Here is a 25,327-nt window from a genome sequence, read left to right as displayed (position 1 = left end):
TTATTCAGGTTGTTCCAGTTTCTTGATGTAATCATAAATGGCCAGCTGCGATCGCACTTTACGACGATTGCCGCGCTGGACGTAATGGTTACTCAACTCTTTATCGACGATGCGGGCTTTCACCGTATCACTCAACTGAATAGCAATAATGTCGAGTATGCGCTGCCGGATGTGGGGATCGAGAATCGCCACTGCCACTTCGATACGGTAATCAATGTTACGTGTCATCCAGTCAGCGGAGGAGAGGAACACCTTCTTATCGCCGCCATTCTCAAAAATATAGACGCGATCGTGTTCCAGATAACGGTCAACAATACTGATGACACGAATATTTTCACTGATCCCGGGCAAGTCAGGGATTAATGAGCACATTCCGCGCACCAGAAGATTGACCTTCACCCCTACGCTGGAGGCTGTATAAAGCCGATCAACCAGACCTTTGTCCACCAGATTGTTGATTTTCAGAGTAATGCCGCAGGGCTTATTCTGCTGCGCATTAGCAATTTCGGTGTCGATTAGCTCATACAGCATCCGGCGCGAGTTCTGCGGCGAGACCATCAGATGATCGAACGTCACGGGTCGATAGGGATTCTCAATAAAGTTGAACACCCGACGCACTTCATTGGTGATGCGCGCATCCGCGGTCAGCAACGAATAGTCCGTATAGAGACGCGCGGTTTTCTCGTTAAAGTTGCCGGTACCGATATGCGCGTAGCGCACAATCTCTTCGCCTTCGCGGCGTGAAATCAGGAACAGCTTGGCGTGGATCTTCAGGCCTGGTGCGGAGAAAATGACATGCACGCCCGCTTCAGTCAGGCGTTTCGCCCAGTAAATATTGGCTTCTTCATCGAAGCGCGCCTGCAGTTCCACCACCACCGTGACTTTTTTACCGTTATAAGCGGCATGGATCATCGCATCCATGATGCGGGAGTGTTTAGCAACGCGGTAGATGTTGATTTTGATCGCCAGCACGCTGGGGTCGAACGACGCCTGACGCAGCAGCTCCAGCACATGCTCAAAGGTGTGGTACGGGTAGTAGAGCAGTACGTCGCGATTGCGAATCGCATCGAAGCCGTTGCGGAAACCATCAAAGCCGATGTGGCGAATCTGCGGTAACGGTCGGTTCACCAGGTTGTTTTTGCCGACGTTCGGGAAGCCGATAAAGTCTTTGAAGTTGTGGTAGCGGCCGCCTGGCAGGATGGAGTCCAGGTTTGAGATGGAAAGCTTGTGGCACAGCAGCGACACCATCGTGTCGGGCATATCGCGCTGGTAGACGAAACGCACCGGTTCCGCCGTCAGTCGCTGCTTCAGGCTGGAGGACATCAGTTCCAGCAGGCTCGACTCCATCTCCGTGACCAGGTCGTACTCGGCGTCACGCGTCATTTTCATGGAATAGGCGTTGAGCGCGTCGTAGTCGTAGAAGCCTTTAAAAATGTCATCCAGGCAGTAACGTAAGATGTTATCCAGCAGGATCATCGGTTTACGGCGGCGCGGTGGCTCAGCCGGTAAATTGATGAAACGCGGGACTTTGTCGGACGGAATTTCCAGCAGCGCATACTGAATATTGTCACCGCGAATTATCTCTACCGCCAGATAGGTGTAGTCATCTTTTAGGAATTCGGTCAGATCCGTTTCATGGGTGATCAGAATCGGCGAGATATGCTGACGCAGTTCGTGCTTGAAGTAGTGGCGCAGCCACGCCTGCTGATTGGATGAGAGCTGACGTTCGTTGATCAGGAAGATCTGGTTACGTGCCATCTCCAGCAGCAGATCGTTATATAACGCATCAAACTCCTGATCGGACTTCATTACCCGCTGCTGAATTTTCTTAAACAGATGGCGTGGCGTACTGGCGGAACCCTGCTCTTCACCAATCAGAATGCGGCGTTTGAGGTCGGCAAAACGCACTTTGTAGAATTCGTCGAGATTATTGGAGTAGATACCCAGAAAGCGCATCCGCTCAATCAGTGGATTGCTTTTGTCTGCTGCTTCCTGCAAAACCCGTTCATTAAAGGATAACCAGCTTAATTCTTTTTCAATATAAAGCTTTACCTGACCCATTCTCACTCCATTTAGCGGTTGCAGGACTGAAGATCCAGTATCCACCAACATTATGGCGAGAGTATGGCAGCGTTGTCCAACGCCAGGAGTTGTCTTATCAATCGGCTACGGGCAACATAGCGGCTTATTTTGGCCTGCTAGCGGAACCGCATGAGCGCAAACCACATTCCTGTCCAATTCAGCGATCGTAAGCGTCGTGCCGTTGACCGTCTGACACGCCGACTGGTCACCTGCTGTGGCGTGGCGATCCTGCTATTGATGCTGCTGCTCTTCTGCTGGCTGATTGGCGTGGTATTACCGCTGTTTAATGCGCCGGGCCTGCAGATTGCGGCCAGCCAGCAACTCTGGGATCGTGCGCCAGCCTTAGCGATTGGCAATCAGGGGAAGGTCGGCTGGCGCATCAGCGAGCGCGGTGCGGCGCGTTTTATCCCGCTGGATGGTCAGCCTGCGGAACCGGCACTGGCCCTGACCCCGCCGCCCGGCGAGATAGTGCGGAGTGCCGATGAGCAGACGCTACTACTGAATATGCAGGGTGCGCTGACACTGATGCAGCCCACGGCCGACCAGCAGTGGCGTTTTCCGCTGGGCGACAAACCGTTTCATCTGCCCGATGGCGCAGTGACGAAGATGGCGCTGGCGACGCGCCATGCGGGTCAGTGGCGTATAGCCGCACTCACTGAGGCCGGACTCCGGGTGCTGACGCTTGGCACCGATCGCCAGGCCTCGGTTATCCCGCTGCCGCAACGCCAGCTGGATCTGCTGGCGCTCTCGCCGTCCGGCGATCTGCTCTACACCACCGAAGGCAATCTGCTGCGGGTCTGGCAACTTGATGATGACCGTGCACTATTGCGCGAAACGCACACCCTGCCGCATCAGCCAATAAGTCTGCATCTGCTGGTGGGCGGCAGAAGCCTGCTGATCCAGGATCGCAGCGGTGTCACGCAGTGGTTTGCTATCGCCAGCGACCAGGGGCCGCGCCTGCAGCGCATTCGTACCTTTGCCAGCAGCGACGGCGAGACCATTCTGGTGACGGAATCACAACGCCGCGTGTTTGCGACGCTCAGCAAACAGGGGATGCTGCGGCTGTTTGCCAGCAAGCAGAATGGCCCGATACTGCAGCGTCAGCTGGAACCTGGCATTGTGCAGGCGCAGTTTTCGCCACGTGGCGACAGCCTGCTGATTGAACGGGCGGGAAGCTGGCAGACCCTGCGGCTTGATAATCCGTGGCCGGACGTCACCTGGCGCAATTTCTGGCAAAAAATCTGGTATGAAAATTACCCCGGACCGGACTGGATCTGGCAATCGACCGCGGCGGGTGACAGTTATCAGGCCAAGTTCAGCCTGATGCCGATGGTGATGGGTACGCTGAAAGCGGCGAGTTTAGCATTGCTGTTTGCCACGCCGCTGGCGCTGGCGGCGGCGATGTACACCGCCTGGTTCATGGCGCCCGGCCTGCGACGCTGGGTCAAACCGGCCATTGAGATGATGGGTGCGCTGCCAAGCGTAGTCGTGGGGCTGATTGCCGGGATCTGGCTCGCGCCGCATATTGGACAGGCGCTGGTGGGTGTGCTGCTGCTGCCGCTGACGCTGGCGGGCACGCTGCTGCTGTGCGGCGTATGCAGCGCGCGTTTACCGCCGCGCTGGCGTCAGCCGGGTCGTGAAGTGCTGATTCTGCTGCCGCTGTTGCTGCTGGTCACGCTGCTGACGCTGTGGCTGCCCACGCTGTTGATACCGGATGCGGGCGACTGGCTGCCGCATTACGAACAGCGCAATCTGCTGGTAGCCGCGCTGGCGATGGGCTTTGCGCTGGTACCGCTGATCTTTACCCTCTCTGAGGATGCGCTGTTCAGCGTGCCTGCTGCACTGGGGCAGGGCTCGCTGGCACTGGGCGCGACGCCGTGGCAAACCCTGACCCGCGTTGTGCTGCCGGGTGCTTCCGCCGGTATTTTTGCCGCCCTGATGATTGGTCTGGGGCGTGCCGTAGGAGAAACCATGATTTTGCTGATGGCGACCGGCAACACGCCGCAAAGTGAAGGTGGCCTGTTCAGCGGCCTGCGCGCGCTGTCCGCCAATATCGCCATTGAGATGCCGGAAGCGGCGGCGGGGAGTGCTCATTATCGCGTGCTGTTTCTCAGCGCCCTGATGCTGCTGCTGTTTACGCTGGTGATCAACACGGTTGCCGAGCTGATCCGTCAGCGACTGCGCCAGCGCTACAGCCAGCACGAGGAGCAGGCATGAAAGCGATGCGACAGAACGATCGCTGGCGCTGGCTAACCGCCGGTGCCGTAGCCGTCTGCCTGCTGGCCTTTACGCTGCTGATTGGGTTACTGGCCTGGCAGGGCGTGCGCGCTTTCTGGCCGCAGCGCGTCGATCTCTACACGTTTAGCCAGCCTGAAGGGGGCGAGACGCGGCTGCTGGGTGAAACCCTGGAACATCAGCGGCGCTTTCCGGCCCCGGCAGATGAGCAGGGCAACAGCGGCGGACAGGTTAATCGCTATCTGATTAAAACCGGTAACCGTGACTGGGACGCACCCGATTTCCGGGTAGTTTACAGTCGCACGGCGGCGCAGGTCAGCCAGCCCGCGGACGTCATGGTGCTGCAGCGCCGCAGCCACGGTCAGGCATACGGCTGGTTTGTCGGCCTGCGTGAAGATAATGAAGAGCTAACTGCGCAGGATCCCGATGCACTGCTGCATCAGCGGCTCGGACAGGTGCAGATGCTGGTGCGGCAGGCTAATCAGATTCGCCGGGTCGATATGGCGCGCCTCAACAGCCAGCGTGAGCAGCTTGATGAGCAGGCGACCACAAGCCGTGCTGCCGGGCGCTTTGATCTGCAGGCCGAGTCAGAATATCAGGCCAATCAGGCCGCTTTGCAGCGCCGTTTTAATCAGCTGAGCGAGACACTGGCTTCGCTGCAACAGCAGAGTCAGCGCGATCTGTTAATCCTGCGGGATGTGCATGGCACCGAACATGCGATCCCGCTGACCGAAATCGTTGACAGCTGGAAGCCGAACGCGATGACGCTGACCGGCAAAACGCTGCATTTCCTGGATCAGCTGTGGCGTTTCGTCAGTGATTCACCCGCTGAAGGCGAGAGTGAGTCCGGGGCGTTCCCGGCGATCTTTGGCACCGTGCTGATGGTGCTGCTGATGTCGGTGGTCGTGATGCCGCTGGGTGTCATCGCCGCCATCTGGCTGCATGAATATGCCGGACGCAATGCGCTGACCAGACTGGTGCGCATCGCGGTGGTCAATCTGGCAGGCGTCCCTTCAATCGTCTATGGCGTATTTGGTCTGGGCTTCTTTGTCTGGCTGGTGGGCGGCACGATAGACCAGCTCTTCTTCGCCAGCGCGCTGCCCAATCCTACCTTTGGGACACCTGGTTTGCTGTGGGCATCGCTGACTCTGGCGTTATTAACGCTGCCGGTGGTGATTGTGGCGACCGAAGAGGGACTATCCCGCATTCCCAACAGCCTGCGGCAGGGTTCGCTGGCGCTGGGCGCGACTCAGGCGGAAACCCTGTGGAACGTGGTGCTGCCGATGGCGGTGCCTGCCATGCTGACCGGCCTGATTCTGGCGGTGGCGCGTGCCGCCGGTGAAACCGCGCCGCTGATGCTGGTTGGCGTGGTAAAAATGGTGCCGGAACTGCCCGTCGACGCTGTGTTTCCTTATCTGCATCTGGACCGCAAGTTTATGCATCTGGGCTTCCAGATTTACGATCTGGCGTTTCAGAGTCCGAATATTGAAGCTGACCAGCCGCTGGTGTTCGCCACCGCGCTGCTGCTGGTGCTGATTATTCTGTCGCTTAATCTGCTGGCGATGGGCCTGCGTCACCGTCTGCGTGAACGCTATCGCCTTATGACTCAATAACAGGCTATGACTATGACGTCCGACACGGATATCGCGCTGACCGTTAACCAGCTGTCGCTGTGGTATGGCGAGCGCCAGGCGCTGCAGGCTATTTCGCTGCAGGTGCCGAAAAACAAGATTACCGCGCTGATTGGCCCCTCCGGCTGTGGCAAATCGACGCTGCTGCGCTGCTTTAATCGCATGAATGATGTGATTGATCATTGCCGGGTCGAGGGTGAGGTGTTGCTGGGATCGCAGCCGATCCTGCGACCTGAACAGGATCTCTCGGCGCTGCGTCGTCGGGTCGGCATGGTGTTTCAGCGCCCCAATCCTTTTCCAAAATCGATCTATGAAAATGTGGTCTACGGGCTGCGCTTACAGGGGGTACGCGATCGGCGGGTGCTGAACGAAGCCTGTGAACGTGCGCTGCGCGCGGCGGCGTTGTGGAGTGAGGTCAAAGATCAGCTGTCACAGAATGCACTGACGCTCTCGACCGGACAGCAGCAGCGGCTGGTGATTGCCCGCGCCATTGCGATTGAACCGGAAGTTCTGCTGCTGGATGAGCCGACTTCCGCGCTGGATCCCATCTCCACGCTGGTGATTGAAGAGCTGATGACCACGCTCAAGCAGCATTTCACGCTGGTGCTGGTGACGCACAACATGCAGCAGGCTTCTCGCGTGTCAGATTACACCGCGTTTATGCATCAGGGCGCGTTAGTGGAGTTTGATGAGACTGACCGTATCTTTACCGCGCCAAAACAGCGACGCACCGAAGATTACATTACGGGGCGCTACGGCTGAGGAAGGGGAAAAGCAGGCTTTCGTGAGGTGGGAATGAAGCACTGGCTCAGGGAGCCTGTACCCTTCGTAAAGATGCAAAAAACGCCATCCCTGGCGGCTCAGCGCGGGCGATTACGCACCTCATCCCTGAGGTGCGCCCGTAGCCGGGCCAACGCTTTGCGTTGTTCAAAAACGCTCCCGACGTTTTTGTCCATGGCCCGCGATGCTTTACTACGGGTACAGTCTCCCATCGCTTTGATTTTTTCAGCCGTCTGTGGGAAAACCCGCAACGGCTTCTGAAACGTCAGTCGTTAGCATAACCCTGCGGCGGCAGCGGTTCGCCATCCAGCCAGGCCTGGCCGTCACGCATCGCCAGACGATCCTCCACAAACCAGCCGATTACCATCGGATAGATGGCATGCTCCTGATGCTGCACCCGCTCCGTAATCTCCGCTTCGCTGTCGCCGGGAAAAACCGGGACTTTTGCCTGCAGGATCACCGGCCCCCCATCCAGTTCGTCAGTGACGAAATGCACGGAGGTGCCATGTTCGCTGTCGCCATTTTCCAGCGCCTGACGATGCGTATGCAGACCCGGATATTTCGGCAACAGGGAAGGGTGGATATTCAGCAGGCGATCGTGAAAATGGGCCACGAACGCGCTGCTGAGAATGCGCATATAGCCGGCCAGCACAATCAGGTCTGGAGTGTAGGCTTCGATTTCAGCGATGAGCTGGCGATCGAAGGCTTCGCGGTCGGCGAAGTCGCTGGCGGCAAGCGAGTGGGCGGGAATCCCCGCCTCCTGCGCCCGCGTCAGGCCATAAGCGGCGGCACGATTGCTGAACACGGCAGCCACGCTGCCGTGAATCCGCCCGCTTGCACAGGCGTCAAGGATGGACTGAAGGTTACTTCCGTTGCCGGAAATCAGTACAACCAGCTTTTTCATCCGTTGATGACCACTCGCTCTTCGGCATCAGACGCTTTAATCACGCCGAGCTTCCAGGCTTTCTCGCCCGCAGCCTGCATCAGCGCAATCGCGTTATCCGCGTCTGCCGGACTCAGGGCGATGATCATGCCGACACCGCAGTTAAAGGTACGGTACATCTCGAAACGGCTGACGTTGCCCGCCTGCTGTAACCAGCTGAAGACGGCCGGCCACTGCCAGCTCTTCTCGTCGATCACGGCCTGAGTATTGTCGGGCAGCACGCGCGGAATATTCTCCCAGAAGCCGCCGCCGGTCAGGTGTGCGATAGCGTGCACATCGACCTGCTCAATCAGGCTCAGAATATTTTTCACGTAGATGCGGGTCGGTTCCAGCAGATGATCGGCCAGCGGTTTACCTTCCAGCTGTTCAGTCTGTGGATCGGTGTTGCTGACTTCCAGAATCTTGCGCACCAGCGAATAGCCGTTGGAGTGCGGGCCGCTGGAGCCGAGGGCAATCAGTACGTCGCCATCCTGCACCTTGCTGCCATCAATGATCTCTGACTTTTCCACCACGCCAACACAGAAACCGGCCACGTCGTAATCTTCGCCGTGATACATGCCTGGCATCTCAGCGGTTTCACCGCCCACCAGCGCACAACCCGACTGCAGACAACCTTCGGCGATGCCGGTGATGACCGCAGAGGCAGTATCCACATCCAGTTTGCCGGTAGCGTAGTAGTCGAGGAAGAAGAGGGGCTCGGCGCCCTGTACTACCAGGTCGTTGACGCACATCGCCACCAGGTCAACACCAATGGCATCGTGACGTTTGAGATCCATCGCCAGACGCAGCTTGGTGCCAACGCCATCGGTGCCGGAGACCAGCACCGGTTCACGGTATTTTTGCGGCAGCGCGCAAAGCGCACCAAAACCGCCCAGTCCACCCATCACTTCCGGGCGACGCGTCTTTTTCACTACGCCTTTAATACGGTCAACCAGAGCGTTACCAGCATCAATATCAACACCGGCGTCTTTGTAACTGAGAGAGGTTTTGTCGGTCACTGCGAGGTCCCCACGCGAGTTGCGGTTGGTGGTTTAAAATAAAGCGCGGCAATTCTATCAGTGCAGGCAAACGTTTGCGAGTCCGGGATTGCGTATCGGACGAATTTCATTAATCCTCTATTTGTCCCGGTAAAACCCGCGGCTTTGCGCAAGAGCAGGTGGCGCGGAGCGCAAAAGGCGGTATAATCCCGCGATTTTTTTTTAGCTCAACTCATTCCGGGAGAACACCAATGAAGATCGTGGAAGTCAGACACCCGCTGGTCAAACATAAACTGGGCTTGATGCGTGAGCACGATATCAGTACAAAGCGTTTTCGCGAGCTGGCGTCTGAAGTGGGCAGCCTGCTGACCTACGAAGCGACCGCCGATCTGGAAACAGAGCGCGTAACCATTGAGGGCTGGAACGGCCCGGTAGAGATCGATCAGATCAAAGGCAAAAAAATCACGGTGGTGCCGATTCTGCGTGCCGGCCTTGGCATGATGGAAGGGGTGCTGGAGCACGTTCCCAGCGCCCGTATCAGCGTGGTGGGTGTTTACCGTGATGAAGAGACACTGGAGCCGGTTCCCTATTTCCAGAAGCTGGTTTCTAACATCGAAGAGCGCCTGGCGCTGGTCGTCGATCCTATGCTGGCGACCGGCGGTTCCATGATCGCCACCATCGACCTGCTGAAGAAAGCGGGCTGCACCAGCATCAAAGTGCTGGTACTGGTTGCCGCACCAGAAGGGATTGCCGCGCTGGAGAAAGCGCATCCTGACGTTGAGCTTTACACCGCGTCAGTGGATCAGGGACTGAATGAGAAGGGTTACATCATTCCCGGGCTCGGCGATGCCGGGGACAAGATTTTCGGAACCAAATAATCGCACAGCCGACCAGAGAGTCGGCTTTTTTTTGGCAAAAAAAAGATCCCCGAACGGGTTTGGTGTGGCTGCAAGGCTCACCGGCGTGCCTGCTGCTGTGCCAGAGGCGCGCGCCCTGGGGGATAAATAACACAAGGGGATAAATGATGACTCGTCGCGCCATTGGCGTCAGTGAACGACCGCCGTTACTGCAAACCATTCCACTCAGCCTGCAACACCTGTTCGCCATGTTTGGTGCCACGGTACTGGTACCGATTCTGTTCCACATCAATCCGGCGACGGTGCTGTTATTCAACGGCGTTGGGACGCTGATCTACCTCTTTATCTGTAAAGGCAAAATTCCCGCTTACCTCGGTTCCAGTTTTGCCTTTATCTCGCCAGTACTGCTATTGCTGCCGCTGGGTTATGAGGTCGCGCTGGGCGGATTTATCCTCTGCGGCGTGCTGTTCTGTCTCGTGGCGCTGATTGTCAAACGCGCGGGCACCGGCTGGCTCGATGTGATGTTTCCCCCGGCGGCGATGGGCGCGATTGTCGCCGTCATCGGTCTGGAACTGGCAGGGGTAGCCGCCAATATGGCAGGGCTGCTGCCCGCGGAAGGCAGCGCGCCCGACAGTACAACCGTGCTGATTTCGCTGGTCACGCTGGCAGTGACGGTATTCGGTTCCGTGCTGTTTCGTGGCTTCCTGGCGATCATCCCGATTCTGGTCGGGGTGGTGGCGGGTTATCTGCTCTCTGCATTTATGGGCATCGTTGACTGGAGCGGCGTGGTCAAAGCCCCCTGGTTTGCGCTGCCAACCTTCTATACCCCGCGCTTTGAGTGGGTGGCGATGCTGACGATCCTGCCTGCGGCGCTGGTGGTGATTGCCGAGCATATCGGTCATCTTGTAGTCACCGCCAATATCGTAAAGAAAGATCTGATTCGCGACCCTGGCCTGCATCGTTCGATGTTCGCCAACGGCTTATCAACGGTCATCTCCGGCTTCTTTGGTTCAACGCCTAACACCACCTACGGTGAAAACATCGGTGTGATGGCGATTACCCGCGTCTACAGTACCTGGGTGATTGGCGGTGCGGCGATTCTGGCGATCCTGCTCTCCTGTGTCGGCAAACTGGCGGCGGTGATTCAGGCGATCCCGGTACCGGTAATGGGCGGCGTGTCGCTGCTGCTGTATGGCGTGATTGGCGCATCCGGTATCCGGGTGTTGATCGAATCCAAAGTCGATTACAACAAAGCGCAAAATCTGATCCTGACTTCGGTGATCCTGATCATCGGCGTCAGCGGTGCGAAAGTGCATATCGGTGCTGCGGAGCTGAAAGGCATGGCGCTGGCGACGATCGTGGGGGTGGGATTAGCGCTGATCTTCCGTGTGATCTCGCTGTTGCGTCCGGAAGAAGTGGTGCTGGAGGCTGAAGAATCGCGCGAGCCGTGATCGCAGCAAGCCTGACAGGATCGGGGCAGGGACGCCCCATTCATCTCTTTCTGAAAACTGTGTTAGACTTCCCCCGATTTTTTGCTTGTTCTCTTGCTGAGGTGCTTCTGAACACGCCGGCACAATTGTCATTGCCACTCTATTTACCTGACGATGAAACCTTCTCCAGCTTCTGGCCGGGGGAAAACCCGTCGCTGATTGCCGCGCTGAAAGGCGCTCTCAACCAACAACATGGCAGCTATCTCTACTTCTGGTCACGCGAAGGCGGAGGGCGGAGCCATTTGCTGCACGCCGCGTGCGCCGAGATGTCAGCGCGCAGCGAAGCGGTCGGTTACGTTCCGCTGGATAAACGCACCTGGTTTGTACCGGAAGTACTGGAAGGGATGGAGCAGCTGTCACTGGTCTGCATCGATAACATCGAGTGCATTGCAGGCGAGCCTGAATGGGAAATGGCGATCTTCGATCTCTATAACCGTATTCTTGAAACCGGTAATACGCGCCTGTTTATTACCGGCGATCGTCCGCCACGCCAGCTTAATCTGCAACTGCCTGATCTCGCCTCGCGGCTGGACTGGGGGCAGATCTATCGCCTGCAGCCTCTCTCCGACGAAGACAAATTACAGGCGCTGCAACTGCGCGCCGGGTTACGCGGATTTGAGCTGCCGGAAGATGTGGGACGCTTCCTGCTGAAGCGACTGGATCGTGAAATGCGCACCCTGTTTGATACGCTGGATCGGCTTGATCGCGCCTCGATCAGCGCCCAGCGTAAACTCACCATTCCGTTTGTGAAAGAGACACTCGGCCTTTAAAACAGGTCGAGCACCGCTTCGGGTGGACGTCCGATCCGCGCCTTGTCGCTATTGATCACTATCGGCCTTTCAATCAGCACCGGATGTTCCACCAGCGCATCCAGCAGTGCACTTTCGCTTTTGTCGCTGAGTGCCAGTTCGCTATAGATCGCCTCTTTAGTCCGCATCAACTGCTGTGCGCTCTGCATTCCCAGTTTCTGTAACAGGATTTGCAGCGTCTCGCGATCGGGCGGCGTTTGCAGATAGAGCACCACTTCCGGCTCTATCCCGCGGGCGTTCAGCAGCGCCAGCGTCTCGCGGCTCTTGCTGCAGCGCGGGTTGTGGTAAATCGTCACCATCTCAGACTCTCCTTTATTCGCAGCATGAATGCTCAGCCTTTCTGATATTGCTTAAAGCGCTGTTGTAACTGGCGCAGCTGATCGATACGGGCATCGTAGCGCGCCTGTTTCAGGCTGCCGAGCGGCACCTGTGCGCTGGCGCTGCCAAGTGCGGTGATCGCCTGATCGAGCTGGCCATTCAGCGCCAGACTCTCTGCCCGCGCCGATAACTCTTCATCATTCAGTCCCTGCTGTGCAGACGCCTGGGCCAGCAAATCCCAGCCGTTGGGATCATCTTTATTAGCCCAGGTGTAGCGATTCAGAATGCGGCTGGCGTTGGCATACTGTTTCGCTTCAACGTAGGCGTTGGCCAGGTTGAGCTGCACCACCGGGCTGTTTTTTGCACTGGTGGCGGCGCTGAGCAGGGCGATCGCCTGTTGGGGCTGATTCAGGCCGATATCGATGTCTGACATAAGATCCAGGAACCAGACGTTATTCGGCTGTTTCGCCAGCAGCGGCGTCATAATCCGCTTCGCATCGGCAAAACTTTTCGCCTGCAAAAACTGTATGGCTTTGCCATATTGTGACGCCAGCTGCTCACGAGAATTGCCGCTGGCATACTGGTTCAGCAGTTCGTCGGTAAGCTGATTACGCCCGGTGGAGTACATGCCCAGTGAACGCACCTTTGCCAGATAGAAATCTTCTGTAGATTGCACCACCACCGGGCGCATCTGGTTAGCGCGGTTGCGGGCATCCGCCAGACGGCTGTCGGGCAGGGGATGCGTCAGCAGAATTTCAGGTGGCTTCGAGGAGAAGCGGCTCTGATCGGCCAGCTTCTGCAGAAAGTTCGGCATCGCCTGGGGATCAAACCCGGCGCGCTGCAGTACCTGAATTCCGATGCGGTCGGCTTCCTGTTCATTACCCTGGGTAAAACTGATAATTCCCTGCTGAGTTCCCGCCAGGGTGCCGGTCAGTGCTGCCATGCCCGCCTGCGGATTGGCCATCGCCAGCAGAATTGAGCCCAGCGCACCGACCCATGTCAGTGGCGCATTGCGCTTCTGATCTTCCATTGCGCGCGCCAGATGGCGCTGGGTAACGTGTGAAATCTCATGCGCCATCACTGACGCCAGCTGGCTTTCATTTTCGGTATAGCGGAACAGCGCTGAGTGCAGCACCACGTTGCCTCCAAAAAAGGCAAAGGCGTTGAGCTCATCGTTCTGAATCAGAAAGAAGTGGAACGGGGTTTTCACCGAATCGGCATGCGACACCAGTCGCTGACCCAGCTGATTAATATACTGATTAAGCAGCGGATCGTTGATCAGCGGCGCACTGGCACGCAGCTGGCGCACATAAAAGTCGCCCATCTGCAGTTCCTGATTAATCGACAGCGTCGAACCGGCCGTAGTGCCAATATCGGGAAGTGAATCACTGACATCGGCGTAAGCAGGTGACAGAGTAGTGAAAATGAGCGTCGGAAGGAGCGCGGCGATCAGCGTTTTCTTTAACCGGTTCAACATGCCTTAATCCTGTAGAGAGGCCCTGAAAATGGACAGGTGCGCAGCGGGAATGTTCCATTTTTCGCAGATAACGACGGTTCGTGACTATCTTAACCAGAGCATCAAAAGAATGAAATGTCGTTTTCTGGCAAACGACCGGCGTGATTTGTGCAAGATCGCCCATTTTGACGAAAAAAATTGAACATCCTTCCAACGTAAACCGCAGCTAAACGAACAGAAACCGGCGGAGTATCGCCGGGTTTGTGAGCGTTTAAGTGACGCCTTATTCATTTATTCCCAATGCGCTTCGGCAGAATAAAGCAGAATCTGCTGCCACGCAGATTTAGCCAGTGAGCGTATTTTTTTAAAGTTATGTAAATTCACTCAAAAAAACTGACTATGGCATGAGTTTTTCCAGGTCTACTCTGAAAAAATAGCCCTCTCTGAGCCGTTAATCTCCTCTTTGCCATTGATAAATTAAATCGTAACCCCCGCCTTTATCCTGCTTATTCCAGCTATGCCTGGCTGTTATTTATTTCTGTTAATGTCACAGGAAGGGATAAGAGCTAAAAGAGTCAGGTCCATTCTGATTAAGACCTTTTTTTCCTCATAATGAAAATTTTCGATTAATTCGTAAGGTGAATAATTTCAGCAGTTATCAGCCGCGCGCTGACCTGAATTTACACAGGCGAGAATTATGCCTGCGCTGTGATATAGATAGCCGACCTGATTCTGTCCTGAATCTGCCAGACATATTTGCCGGAGAGAAGTGTTATGCGTTCAGTGGTTTCATACGCGTTAATCGCCATTATTGGCGGAGTCGTTGGCGCGGCTGTCACACAGAGTGGCGAGATTTATGACAAAGTGACACGCCATTTTGCAACCGAGCCTCAGGAAGCTCCGGGATTCTGGAGCACACCGGCGATTGAAGGTTATGGCAAAATTCATTATGAGCCCGACGCCGCGTTTAAACCGGTGGCGGGCCTGAGCAATAAAATTGTTTTCCAGATTACCCGAAGCGATGGCGCGATGACCTCGCCCAATCTGGGACTGGAACGTGTGGCGCGCGTGGTGAATTTATATATCGCCTCCGGCATTCCGGCCGATCAGCTGAAGTTTGTCGTTTCGGTCACCGGCGATGCGACGCCCGCCATGCTGGATAATGCTCATTTTAAAAAGTTTTATGGCATCGAAAATCCAAACCTGAAGCTGATTAATGAGCTGAATCAGGCGGGAGTGAAAGTCTCGGTCTGCGATCAGTCCGTGGCATTCCATCACTATCCCAATAACTGGATTGATAAATCTGTAGTCCATGCACTTTCCAGTCCGACCACCGTATCAACCCTGCAAAACCAGGGCTACGCGTGGCTGGCAATGTAATTAATGTTTTAAACGATCGGGAGAAGAGTTAATGCGTCCAGCAGCTTTAGTGGTTATGGCAGCCGTAGCGGGATTTATCGGCGGCAATGTTTTACAGTTGCCGGAATTATTCGATAAGGTCAGCGGAAAAATGGCGGATAATAAATCCGAACCTGCTGATTTCTGGAGTACGCCAGCGATTGAAGGCTACGGCAAAATACATTATGTCGATACGCCTGCATTTAAACCCGGCACGACAGCGGGCCTGAGTAATAAAATAGTATTCCAGATCAACCGCAGCGAAGGGGATATTCGTAAGCCGAATCTCGGTCTGGAGCGCGTAGCGCGCGTCACCAACCTCTATTATGCGGCGGGTGTGCCACTCGACCAGCTGAAATTTGTGGTGTCAATTAATGGCGACGCGGTTTCATCAGCGCTGAATAATGACCAGTTCAGCAAAGCCTACGGCGTCGATAACCCGAACCTGAAGCTGATCAGCGAGCTGAAAAAAGCGGGCGTTCAGGTCACTATCTGCGATCAGTCAGTGGCGTTTCATCAGCTTGAGCGCAACTGGATCGACCCGATGGTCACTCACACCATCTCCAGCGGCACCACCGTTGCGACCCTGGAAAACAGCGGTTACGCCTTCCTGATGCTTTAATTCCCTCACAGCGGCGTCACTGCCGCTGTCATCTGCCCGTCAAATTGCTGTGATGCCCCTGTCATAAAACGCCACTAGTGTTGTCGCAATGAGATCGATCTCATCGACAATACACGAGGCAGTCATGACCGATTTAATCAGCGTAGCCAGACTGGCAGGGGTCTCCCGCGCAACCGCTGCGCGCGCCTTTTCTGACCCTCATCTGCTAAAACCGGGCACGCTGCAAAAGGTGCTTGCCGCCTCGGAACAGATCGGTTTCCGCCCGAATCATATTGCCCGTCAGCTCCGCACCCAACACTCCACCACGCTTGGCGTCCTGTTGCCTTCACTGCTCAATCCGGTTTTTGCCATGCAGTTACAGGCGATGGAGCAGCAGGCTCGTCTGGCGGGATATGGGCTGCTGGTAGCAACCAGTGATTATCAGGCTGAGCGGGAAGCGGCCATTGTCGAACATATGCTGCACCAGCGTGTCGCCGGTCTGGTACTGACGGTGGCAGATGCCGACAGCAGTGCGCTGCTGCCGACACTGGCGGCGGCGAAGATGCCCTTCGTGCTGACCCACAACGTTCCGCAACAGCAAGAATGGCCCGCGCTGTGCGTAGATAACCGCAAAGCCATTGCCGAAGCGACCGCCCATCTGGTGTCACTGGGCCACCGCCACATCGTGATGGCTGCGGGTCCTATGCAGCAATCTGACCGCGCCCGTCTGCGCTACCTTGGCTACTGCGATGCCATGCAGCAGGCCGGTCTGACGCCGCAGGCGATGATTGAGATGCCCAGCCATATCCAGTCCGATTTCCATCCGCTGCTGCCGCTGATTAATGCACCTTCGCCGCTGACGGCGGTGATTTGCAGTAACGATCTGCTGGCTATCAGCCTGCTGGGTGCCGCTGCGCGTGCCGGCGTCAGTGTACCGAATCAGCTCTCCGTGGTCGGCTTCGATGGCATTGAGCTGGGCGAACAGCTTTCACCTTCACTGGCCAGTGTGGTGCAGCCGATTGCGCTAATGGGCGCGCGCGCCATTGACCTGCTTCTGAATCCCGTCGGCGGTAAAACCCATCTGCTGGCACATCATTTACGTCTCGGGGAGAGTGTCGCCCCGGCATTTCATGGCTCTTTTTCAGGGGAACATCATGTCACTCACCGTTAACTTCAAACCTATCGCCAGCGCTGCGCTGCTGGCCGGATGCACGCTTGCCTCATCGTGGGCGCAGGCGGCAGAAAATGCTATCTGCTACAACTGCCCGCCAGAGTGGGCCGACTGGGCGACACAGCTCCAGGCGATCGAAAAAACGACGGGCATTCATGTGCCGCAGGATAATAAAAATTCGGGTCAGGCGCTGGCGCAGCTGGTCGCCGAGAAAAGCAATCCGGTCGCCGACGTGGTCTATTACGGCGTCAGCTTCGGCATTCAGGCAGTCAGCGCAGACGTGATCAGCGCTTACAAACCGGCAAACTGGGATCAGATCCCGGCAGGCATGAAAGATCCCGCTGGTAAGTGGGTGGCGCTGCACTCCGGTACCATGGGCTTTATGGTCAACGTTGATGCGCTGGGTGGCGCGCCGGTGCCGCGTTCCTGGGATGATCTTCTGAAGCCGGAATATAAAGGCATGGTGGGCTATCTTGATCCGGCCAGCGCCTTTGTGGGCTACGTTGCAGCCGTCGCGGTGAATCAGGCCAAAGGCGGCAGCCTGCATGACTTCACCCCGGCCATCAACTGGTTCAAAGCGCTGCAACGCAACCAGCCGATTGTGCCTAAGCAGACCGCCTATGCCCGGCTGATTTCAGGCGAAATCCCGATTCTGATCGACTATGACTTTAACGCCTACCGTGCCCGTTACAAAGATCACGCCAATGTGGAATTTGTGATCCCCAGCGAGGGGACGATCACGGTGCCTTACGTCATCAGTCTGGTGAAAAATGCGCCGCATCCGGCCAATGGTAAGAAAGTGATCGATTTCGTGCTGTCAGATGCTGGTCAGGCGATCTGGGCTAATGCCTGGCTGCGTCCGGTCCGGGCGGGGGCGATGTCACCCGAAGCGAAGAAATATTTTCTGCCTGACAGCGACTATGCGCGCGCTCACACGGTTGATTATCAGCAGATGGCCGACGCGCAGAAGAGCTTCTCCGCCCGTTATCTGAGCGAGATCCGCTGATGTCACTCTCAGAGATCAATCCGTTTGCTGCTGGCGACTCAGTTCGCCACCGCCTTCGGCCGCTGGGGGCAAACTGGCCGTGGATGCTGCTGCCTGCGCTGCTGTTCTTTGCTGCCTTCTGGTTGTTGCCGTTTGCTCGTCTGTTGCAGATCGGTATGACGGAGGATCGCACGACTCACCACAGCGGCTACTGGACGGTAATCAGCCAGCCGCAATATCTGCAAAGCCTGCTGAATACCGTGCTGCTCTCGGCGGCGGTCACACTGGTGACGCTGCTGATTGCTGCGGTGGTCGGCTGCTTTCTGGCACGGCAGCGCTTTACCGGGCGAGGCACTCTGCTGGCGCTGCTGACCTTTCCGCTGGCCTTTCCGGGCGTGGTGGTGGGATTTCTGATGGTCATGCTGGCGGGGCGTCAGGGGGTTCTGGCGCAACTCAGTCTCAGTCTGTTTCATGAGCGCTGGATCCTGGCCTATTCGCTCAGCGGCTTATTTATTGGCTATCTCTATTTTTCGCTGCCGCGCGCCATCGTGACGCTGGTGGCGGCCAGTGAAAAGCTGGACCGTTCGCTGGAAGAGGCCGCCCGATCGCTGGGTGCCAGCCAGTGGCGCATCATCATTGACGTCATCATTCCTGGGCTGAAACCGGCGCTGCTCTCCTGCGGCGCGCTCTGTTTCGCCACCAGCATGGGCGCCTTTGGCACCGCATTTACCCTTGGCACAGAGCTCGCGGTGCTGCCGCTGACCATTTATGGCGAGTTCACTAATTACGCCAACTTTGCCACCGCAGCGGCGCTTTCGGTGGTGATGGGGGCGGTGGCCTGGCTGGCGCTGATGCTGGCGAACGGACTGGCTGCCCGCCGTAAGGAGACGGTATGAAGCGCCGGGGGCTGTTCTGGCTGCAGGTGGTGATCACCAGCCTCACCGCGCTGTTTATGATTGTGCCGGTTGTGCTCTCGATGCTGGCGGGCGTCACGCAGAACTATTTCACTGGCCTGCGCAGCGGCCTGACGCTGAAGTGGGTGGAACAGGTGTGGCAGATGTATGCCGACACCTTCTGGCTGTCGCTGCTGATCGCTCTGAGTTGTCTGGCGGTGACGGTTATCGCTGGCGTGCCGGCCGCCTGGGGCTTACTGAAATCACCGTCACGCTGGGCCAGCCGCATTGAGGAGTGCCTGATGCTGCCAGTCGCATTGCCGGGCCTGGCCACCGCATTGGGCATCATTCTGCTTTATGGTCAGTTCAGCGCGTTGCGCGACAGCTGGCTCTTCATCCTTATCGGCCATGTGCTCTTTACCTTGCCCTTTATGATCCGACCGGTGCTGTCGGTGATGCAGGCGATTGATCTGCCGCGCCTTGAAGAAGCTGCCGCCAGCCTGGGGGCGGGCTTCTGGCGCCGCTTCTTTACCGTGGTCGTCCCGAACTGCCGCAACGGCATTCTGGCGGGCGCATTTATGGTGATCACCCTGTCGGTGGGGGAGTTCAACATTACCTGGATGCTGCACACGCCACTGACCAAAACCCTGCCGGTTGGTCTGGCCGACAGCTACACCTCGATGCGGCTGGAAGTCGGGTCCGCCTATACCCTGATCTTTATTATGATGATTTTACCGCTGCTGCTGTTGCTCAACGCCTGTAATCACTGGCTGGAACGGCAATCTTCGCGGCAGCAGAGAGAGGAAACCGTATGAATGAGGCCGTCAACGTGACGCTGCGCCACTGCTCGCGTCGCTTTAATCAGCAGGTCGCGCTGCATCCGCTCGAACTGCAGGTTCACGCCGGTGAAACACTGGTACTGCTGGGGCCGTCAGGCTGTGGCAAAACCACGCTGCTGCGTATTATCAGCGGTCTGGATAGCAGCGATCCCCCGGGAGAGATCTGGTTTGACAAGCGTAACGTCACCGCGCTGCCGATTGAGAAACGCAATGTTGGCATGGTGTTTCAGAACTACGCGCTGTTCCCGACGCTCAACGTGGCGCAGAACGTCGCCTATGGACTGAAGGTGCAGGGCGTGCCACGTGCCGAGCGTGACGCGCGGGTCGCGGAGATGCTGGCACTGGTTGACCTGACACATCTGTCCCACCGGGCGATTGATAAATTGTCCGGCGGGCAGAAGCAGCGGGTGGCGCTGGCACGTGCGCTGGCCGCCCGGCCCAAAGTCCTGTTGTTCGATGAGCCGCTGGCGGCGCTTGACGCCAGGCTGCGCGATCGGCTGCGACTGGAGATCGGCGCGCTGCTCAAGCGGCTGGCGATTACCGCGGTTTACGTCACCCACGATCAGCAGGAGGCGATGGCGCTGGGCGATCGCATCGCGGTGATGGAGCAGGGCCGTCTGGTGCAGTTGGATACTCCGCAGGGAATCTATCAGCGCCCGGCCTCCCGCTTTGTGGCGGATTTTGTGGGCGCCATTAACTGCATTGCGCACGATCCCGACGGTCATCCCCTGCGTTTTTGCCGCCCGGAAGATGTGCTGCTGGCCGACGACACCCGCTATGCCCAGCGCGGTGTGGTGGTGGGCAGTACGTTTCTTGGCGCCTCGCAGCGCTTACTGATCGATATCGGGCTGGATAACCCCATTCAGGTCGAGCGTCATGCCCGCGAAATCTGGCAGGCGGGACAGCGCATCAGCTGGTCGCTGACCCGCCAGGCCGCGCTGGAATTTAGTTGCTAAGGAGTCGGTTGTGTCTGTTCAACCCACGGTCATCGCTCAAATCAGCGATCTGCATATCAAGGCCTTTGGTCGTCTCTCTTATAAACAGGTCGATACCCATGCCGCTTTACTGCAGGTTATCGATACTCTTAACGCGCTGCAGCCGCGCCCCGATGTGGTGGTGATTACCGGCGACCTGGTCGATTTTGGCAAGCCGGAAGAGTACCAGACGCTGCGCGAAGCCCTGCAGCGCCTCCAGCTGCCCTTTTATCTGATGGCGGGCAATCACGACGATCGCCAGGCACTGCGGGCTGCCTTTCCGGATCACACCTACCTGCAGGCGGGACCAACCCTGAACTGGCAGCTTAGCGTGGGCGGCGTCAGGCTGCTGGCCCTGGACTCCAGCGTACCGCAACAGCCGTGGGGCGAGGTGGATGAGCAGCAGTTGCAATGGCTGGATCAGGCACTGCACGAGGCCGCGGATCAGCCCACGCTGGTGATGCTGCATCATCCCCCTTTTGCCTGTGGCATTGCGCATATGGATCGGCAACGGTTACGCCATCCTGAGGCACTTGAGGCGATCATTGCCCGCCATCCGCAGGTTGAGCGGGTGCTCTGTGGTCATCTGCATCGCAGCCTGCAGACCCGTTTTGCCGGAACCCTGGCCTGTGTCGCGCCAGGCGTGTCGCATCAGGTGGCTCTGGATCTGCATCCGGAGGGGCCGGCTCATTTTATTCTGGAGCCGCCTGGCTTTTTGCTCCATTGCTGGCAGCCAGTGCAGGGAATGGTCACGCATCAGTGCGCGATTGGCCACTTTTCGGGACCCTGGCCATTTTACGATAGTCAGGGGTTAATCGATTAGTGCCAGCTAAATCTGTATTAAGCGGGGTGATATTTGTCTTAATGCTGCTCAAAAATGCCGACACAGTGTAGACTTAAGCCCGGCTATCAGGGCTTCTGGCACACATTAAAAAAATAATCAGGCATTCACGACATGACACTCTTCTCCAGGGCGGCGACGCCATGCTAAAGCTCTTTCGGCCCAAGGCCGACTTGCGCAATCTGATCGCCCTGCTGGTGATTGTCAGCATTGTTATCACGCTCGCGAATACGCTCTACGCCACCTGGCGGGTGCAGCGCCAGGTACTGATTGACACCACACTTGAGGCTAACCGGGCCTATGCCGCCAAGCTGGCCTCAACCAGTGAAATCTTTTTCCAGCTGGCGCAGTCACAGCTGCACTACAGCGCCAACCAGCTAAGCCGTGATTTTAATAATGAAGAGCTGCTGAATAGCGAAGTCAATCGTCTGCGTGAGCAGACCACCAGTTTCAACTCGGTGGCCGTGGTGGATGAGCAGGGCGCGATCAAAGCGATCTCGCCCGAATCCCTGACGCTGAAAGGGATGCGTGTCACCAGTGACGCCTCCCGCGAAGCGCTGACGCTGCGGCAGCCGATCATCAGTAAACCGACCCTTTCTGCAGCCAATAATCTGCTGGTGTTTGTCTCCTGGCCAATCTGGAGTCCCGATGGCGACTATCTGGGCTACATCGGCGGCACAATCTATCTGAAGAAAAAAAGCATTCTGAATGCGTTACTGGGTGAACAATTTTACCGTGATGGCACTACGGTCTATGTGCTCGACAGTAATAATGAGGTGTTGTATCACCAGAATCGTCAGCTGATTGGTAAAGTTCTGCCCGCCATCGTCAGTCCGCGTGACGAGAAGACCAATGGCTCGCTGATGCTTGCGGGTGCAGGTGAGTCCACGCAGCTGGCGGGCTATGCCGTCGTGCCGACCACCGGCTGGACGGTGGTGGCGCTGAAGCCGATTAACGTCACGCTGAACCCGCTCTCAGGCCTGTTAATGAAAGTCCTGAAAAACTCGGTGCCGTTCGCGTTGCTGACCCTGCTGGTTGCGCTGGTGCTGGCACGGCTGATTGCCCGGCCGCTGTTCCAGCTGGCCCGCAAAGCCAGCCGTATGGATGCGCAGGGCGTATCAAAAGAGATTGGCGGCATCAGTGCCTGGTATTTTGAGGCGGCGCAGGTCAAGCGCGCGCTGCTCACCGGCATCGGACTGGTGCAGGATAAGATCGGTCGTCTGAGTTCGGAAGCCCAGACCGATCCCCTGACTCAGTTGCTGAATCGGCGTGGTCTTAATGCGGTACTGGAGTATTACCGCACGCTACGCCAGCCTTTCTCGGTGCTGGCGCTGGATATCGATCACTTTAAAAGCGTCAACGATAGCTGGGGCCACGATGTGGGTGACCGGGTAATTCAGCAGGTCGCTAGCACGCTGCGTGCCAGCGCCCGTCAGTCTGACGTGGTGTGCCGCAACGGCGGAGAGGAGTTTCTGATGCTGCTGCCGGGAACGGCGCTGGATGAGGCGCAGATTATCGCCGAGCGCGTGCGACTGGGTATTGCAGAAGCCTGGCTCACCGACGTGGGACGCATTACCTTGTCTATCGGCGTCGCGGCCTGGAATGGTTCGCAGGATGCCGGGCTTGAAGGCAGTTTAAAACAGGCGGATGCGGCACTCTATGAAGCGAAAAATGCCGGGCGCAACTGCGTTATCGTGGCCGCCGCGTAATCGCTTGAACTCAGAGTATTTCGTAACGGCAGGATAAAAACGGGCGGGGAAGAGGCAGCTAAGCAGGGCACGGCGTTAAGGCTACCGCGCCCCTCAACATCAGGCTGACTTGACGTAATCCAGCACCATGTCGTGGTGATTCGAGGTCTTAAAGTTATCAAACACTTTTTCGATCCTGCCCTCAGCATCTATCAGGAAGCTGATGCGATGAATGCCGTCATAGGTTTTCCCCATAAACGTTTTTTCACCCCAGACGCCAAACGCCTGGCAGACTTCATGGTTTTCATCGGAGAGCAGGGTAAAGTTCAGCAGCTCTTTTTCGACAAACTTTGACAGTTTTTCCGGTTTGTCGGTGCTGATGCCCAGCACTTCCACGCCCGCTTTTTTCAACTCATCCATGTTGTCACGCAGACCGCACGCCTGCACGGTGCAGCCTGGTGTCATCGCTTTCGGGTAAAAGTACACCAGAACGCGCTGTCCCTGGAAGTCGGTCAGATTCACGTGTTCGCCGTCCTGATCGGGCAGGCTAAATGCGGGTGCAGTATCTCCGGCTTTCAGTGGATTCATTACATCTCTCCATTTTCTTATTCAGGCTGTGGGTAATACACCATCCGGTCAGAAACGGCCAGAGGGAAAATTACCATCAGGGGGTATTTCACCACATAGCCGGTCACCTTTCAGTGGCAGTAATGTGGAGAAATAACTCCGGTTAATTGACCAAAGCTTAGCGTACCGCGCTGACAGATTCGCTGCTGTCGGCATCTGACACACTGTAAAGGCGCAGCGTTCCCTGAGCATTCAGCTCCTGACACAGGGTATTAAACGCCTGCTCAAACGGGGTGCCACTGGTTCGCGTCGGACTGTGAGCGGTCATTTGAATATAGAGCGTAGGTGGCAAATTGTGTTGTGCTGGCGTGATGCGCGACACCAGTTCGGCCACATTCATCTGATGCTTATCGATAAGATCGGTAAAGCGTTCAATAATATGCGGCGAATCAGCCACCTCAACCTGAATGAACGCGGTGTCGGGCATCGGCGGACGGAGCCGGGCATTGGTGCGCTTCATGACGATCAGCAGTTCCAGCTCTGCCCCTTTCAGTGGCAGGGTCGATTCAATCAGTGTGATCGCGTTCCAGCTGCCCGACAGCAGCATGATAAAGGTGAACTCATCCCCAAGCATGGCAAGACGGCTATCTTCAATATTGCAACCGCAGCTGCTGACGTGTCGGGTAATGGTGTTGACGATACCCGGACGGTCAACACCGAGCGCGGTGATCACCAGATGATGGGGCTGAGATTGCGGCAAAATGGCTTTTCCTCTGCTTTCGCTAATAACCATAAGGTAAACATAAAAAAAACTGCTGACAAGCGCGGGAATGGCGTGGCTGGCTTGCTTTTCCCTAAGTGTAAAACGTACCATGAAGCACTTGTTTGTCGAGGGGATCGCCAATGTTTACGGGAAGTATTGTTGCACTCGTTACGCCAATGGATGACAGCGGTAATGTCTGCCGGTCGAGTCTGAAAAAACTGATTGATTATCACGTCGCCAGCGGCACCGCGGCGATCGTTTCCGTCGGCACCACAGGCGAATCTGCTACCCTGAGCCATGAAGAACATGGTGATGTGGTGATGCTGACCCTGGAGCTGGCCGATGGCCGTATTCCGGTGATTGCCGGAACCGGGGCAAACGCCACCGCTGAAGGCATCTCTCTGACTAAGCGTTTTGAAAATTCCGGCGTTGTGGGTTGCCTGACCGTGACCCCATATTACAACCGTCCGACGCAGGAAGGGCTGTTCCAGCACTTTAAAGCGATTGCGAATAGCACCAGCCTGCCACAGATGCTGTATAACGTTCCCTCGCGTACCGGTTGTGACATGCTGCCGGAAACCGTTGCCCGCCTGGCCGAAATCAAAAATATTATCGGAATCAAAGAGGCAACCGGGAACTTATCGCGGGTTAGTCAGATCCAAGAGCTGGTTAATGAAGATTTCATTCTGGTGAGTGGCGATGACGCGACTGCGCTGGACTTTATGCAACTGGGCGGCAAAGGCGTCATTTCGGTGACGGCCAACGTGGCTGCGCGCGAAATGGTCGAACTGTGTCAACTCGCACAGCAGGGCAATTTCGTCGGGGCACGCCGCCTGAATCAGCGTCTGATGCATCTTCACCAGACGCTTTTCTGTGAACCCAATCCTATCCCGGTGAAATGGGCTGCGAAACAGCTAGGATTAATCGCTAACGACACGCTGCGTCTGCCAATGACGCCACTGACTGCAGCCGGCCAGCCGAAAGTGGAGCAGGCGCTGGTGAAAGCGGGTTTGCGATAATTTAGGGAGT

23 protein-coding genes are annotated in these 25,327 nt (G+C 56.9%); 16 read left to right on the top strand and 7 right to left on the bottom strand.

What is annotated here, in order from left to right; genetic code table 11:
- Window positions 1-2,061, bottom strand: coding sequence for a polyphosphate kinase 1 (gene ppk1, locus EPG66_RS10165; RefSeq protein ID WP_010260075.1), 2,061 nt, complete (start codon window positions 2,059-2,061; stop codon window positions 1-3).
- Between the two features lie 150 nt (window positions 2,062-2,211).
- Here ppk1 and EPG66_RS10160 point away from each other — a divergent pair, with 150 nt between their 5' ends.
- Genes EPG66_RS10160 through pstB form a run of 3 tightly spaced genes read left to right on the top strand, consistent with a single transcriptional unit; the run spans window position 2,212 to window position 6,710 of the window.
- Window positions 2,212-4,299, top strand: coding sequence for an ABC transporter permease subunit (locus EPG66_RS10160; RefSeq protein ID WP_182686684.1), 2,088 nt, complete (start codon window positions 2,212-2,214; stop codon window positions 4,297-4,299).
- On the top strand, window positions 4,296-5,930 hold the full coding sequence (gene pstA / locus EPG66_RS10155; protein WP_182686682.1) for a phosphate ABC transporter permease PstA: 1,635 nt from the start codon (window positions 4,296-4,298) through the stop codon (window positions 5,928-5,930). Before EPG66_RS10160 ends, pstA begins: the two co-directional genes overlap by 4 nt.
- 12 nt (window positions 5,931-5,942) lie before the next feature.
- Window positions 5,943-6,710, top strand: a complete 768-nt coding sequence (gene pstB / locus EPG66_RS10150) for a phosphate ABC transporter ATP-binding protein PstB (protein WP_010260068.1) — start codon at window positions 5,943-5,945, stop codon at window positions 6,708-6,710.
- 283 nt (window positions 6,711-6,993) lie between these two features.
- Here pstB and purN read toward each other — a convergent pair whose 3' ends face one another.
- Together purN and purM are read right to left on the bottom strand one after the other, a co-directional pair.
- Window positions 6,994-7,632 carry a phosphoribosylglycinamide formyltransferase gene (purN, locus tag EPG66_RS10145; RefSeq protein ID WP_115763804.1) on the bottom strand — a complete coding sequence of 213 codons (639 nt, stop codon included), beginning with the start codon at window positions 7,630-7,632 and terminating at the stop codon, window positions 6,994-6,996.
- The gene (purM, locus tag EPG66_RS10140) at window positions 7,629-8,669 is read right to left on the bottom strand and encodes a phosphoribosylformylglycinamidine cyclo-ligase (RefSeq protein ID WP_031592563.1); all 1,041 of its coding nucleotides are present in this window, start codon (window positions 8,667-8,669) and stop codon (window positions 7,629-7,631) included. The genes purN and purM overlap by 4 nt, the downstream gene beginning before the upstream one ends.
- A 230-nt stretch (window positions 8,670-8,899) precedes the next feature.
- Between purM and upp the strand changes: the two genes are divergently transcribed.
- From upp to hda, 3 genes are all read left to right on the top strand, one after another.
- The gene (gene upp / locus EPG66_RS10135; protein ID WP_009088774.1) at window positions 8,900-9,526 is read left to right on the top strand and encodes a uracil phosphoribosyltransferase; all 627 of its coding nucleotides are present in this window, start codon (window positions 8,900-8,902) and stop codon (window positions 9,524-9,526) included.
- Window positions 9,527-9,672: 146 nt separating this feature from the next.
- The gene (uraA, locus tag EPG66_RS10130; protein ID WP_010671338.1) at window positions 9,673-10,956 is read left to right on the top strand and encodes a uracil permease; all 1,284 of its coding nucleotides are present in this window, start codon (window positions 9,673-9,675) and stop codon (window positions 10,954-10,956) included.
- Window positions 10,957-11,063: 107 nt separating this feature from the next.
- Window positions 11,064-11,765, top strand: a complete 702-nt coding sequence (hda, locus tag EPG66_RS10125; RefSeq protein WP_195719715.1) for a DnaA inactivator Hda — start codon at window positions 11,064-11,066, stop codon at window positions 11,763-11,765.
- Here hda and arsC read toward each other — a convergent pair.
- Both arsC and bepA read right to left on the bottom strand, forming a co-directional pair.
- Window positions 11,762-12,103: an arsenate reductase (glutaredoxin) gene (gene arsC, locus EPG66_RS10120; protein WP_182686680.1), complete on the bottom strand. Its 342-nt coding sequence runs from the start codon at window positions 12,101-12,103 to the stop codon at window positions 11,762-11,764. The genes hda and arsC overlap by 4 nt on opposite strands.
- Window positions 12,104-12,135: 32 nt before the next feature.
- Window positions 12,136-13,599: a beta-barrel assembly-enhancing protease gene (gene bepA / locus EPG66_RS10115; RefSeq protein WP_039390812.1), complete on the bottom strand. Its 1,464-nt coding sequence runs from the start codon at window positions 13,597-13,599 to the stop codon at window positions 12,136-12,138.
- A gap of 753 nt (window positions 13,600-14,352) precedes the next feature.
- Between bepA and EPG66_RS10110 the strand changes: the two genes are divergently transcribed.
- The 9 genes from EPG66_RS10110 (at window position 14,353) to EPG66_RS10070 (ending at window position 22,989) form a co-directional block, all read left to right on the top strand.
- Window positions 14,353-14,958: a DsrE family protein gene (locus EPG66_RS10110; RefSeq protein ID WP_064703339.1), complete on the top strand. Its 606-nt coding sequence runs from the start codon at window positions 14,353-14,355 to the stop codon at window positions 14,956-14,958.
- A 31-nt stretch (window positions 14,959-14,989) separates the two neighbouring features.
- Window positions 14,990-15,598: a DsrE family protein gene (locus tag EPG66_RS10105; RefSeq protein WP_010671341.1), complete on the top strand. Its 609-nt coding sequence runs from the start codon at window positions 14,990-14,992 to the stop codon at window positions 15,596-15,598.
- A gap of 124 nt (window positions 15,599-15,722) precedes the next feature.
- On the top strand, window positions 15,723-16,748 hold the full coding sequence (locus EPG66_RS10100; protein WP_182686678.1) for a LacI family DNA-binding transcriptional regulator: 1,026 nt from the start codon (window positions 15,723-15,725) through the stop codon (window positions 16,746-16,748).
- Entirely contained in the window at window positions 16,732-17,754 is a 1,023-nt protein-coding gene (locus tag EPG66_RS10095; protein ID WP_182686676.1) for an ABC transporter substrate-binding protein, read from the top strand. The genes EPG66_RS10100 and EPG66_RS10095 overlap by 17 nt, the downstream gene beginning before the upstream one ends.
- Window positions 17,754-18,629 (top strand): ABC transporter permease, encoded by an 876-nt coding sequence (locus EPG66_RS10090; RefSeq protein WP_109650978.1) that lies wholly within the window; start codon window positions 17,754-17,756, stop codon window positions 18,627-18,629. The genes EPG66_RS10095 and EPG66_RS10090 overlap by 1 nt, the downstream gene beginning before the upstream one ends.
- Window positions 18,626-19,441 carry an ABC transporter permease gene (locus tag EPG66_RS10085; protein ID WP_022624145.1) on the top strand — a complete coding sequence of 272 codons (816 nt, stop codon included), beginning with the start codon at window positions 18,626-18,628 and terminating at the stop codon, window positions 19,439-19,441. Before EPG66_RS10090 ends, EPG66_RS10085 begins: the two co-directional genes overlap by 4 nt.
- On the top strand, window positions 19,438-20,421 hold the full coding sequence (locus EPG66_RS10080) for an ABC transporter ATP-binding protein (RefSeq protein WP_115757919.1): 984 nt from the start codon (window positions 19,438-19,440) through the stop codon (window positions 20,419-20,421). Before EPG66_RS10085 ends, EPG66_RS10080 begins: the two co-directional genes overlap by 4 nt.
- 10 nt (window positions 20,422-20,431) lie before the next feature.
- Complete coding sequence (locus EPG66_RS10075) at window positions 20,432-21,262, top strand: metallophosphoesterase (RefSeq protein ID WP_182686674.1); 831 nt, start codon at window positions 20,432-20,434, stop codon at window positions 21,260-21,262.
- Window positions 21,263-21,423: 161 nt separating this feature from the next.
- Complete coding sequence (locus EPG66_RS10070; protein ID WP_115757921.1) at window positions 21,424-22,989, top strand: sensor domain-containing diguanylate cyclase; 1,566 nt, start codon at window positions 21,424-21,426, stop codon at window positions 22,987-22,989.
- A gap of 99 nt (window positions 22,990-23,088) precedes the next feature.
- Here EPG66_RS10070 and bcp read toward each other — a convergent pair whose 3' ends face one another.
- Window positions 23,089-23,556: a thioredoxin-dependent thiol peroxidase gene (gene bcp, locus EPG66_RS10065; protein ID WP_010260016.1), complete on the bottom strand. Its 468-nt coding sequence runs from the start codon at window positions 23,554-23,556 to the stop codon at window positions 23,089-23,091.
- 157 nt (window positions 23,557-23,713) lie between these two features.
- Window positions 23,714-24,295, bottom strand: coding sequence for a glycine cleavage system transcriptional repressor (locus EPG66_RS10060; protein ID WP_010260011.1), 582 nt, complete (start codon window positions 24,293-24,295; stop codon window positions 23,714-23,716).
- 143 nt (window positions 24,296-24,438) lie between these two features.
- Here EPG66_RS10060 and dapA point away from each other — a divergent pair, with 143 nt between their 5' ends.
- On the top strand, window positions 24,439-25,317 hold the full coding sequence (gene dapA, locus EPG66_RS10055) for a 4-hydroxy-tetrahydrodipicolinate synthase (RefSeq protein ID WP_115757922.1): 879 nt from the start codon (window positions 24,439-24,441) through the stop codon (window positions 25,315-25,317).
- Window positions 25,318-25,327: the final 10 nt, after the last annotated feature.

Origin of the sequence: Pantoea pleuroti, from assembly GCF_014156615.1 — a bacterium.
In the GTDB taxonomy this organism is placed as follows: domain Bacteria; phylum Pseudomonadota; class Gammaproteobacteria; order Enterobacterales; family Enterobacteriaceae; genus Pantoea; species Pantoea agglomerans.
This window is presented reverse-complemented; position numbering and strand designations above follow the sequence as displayed.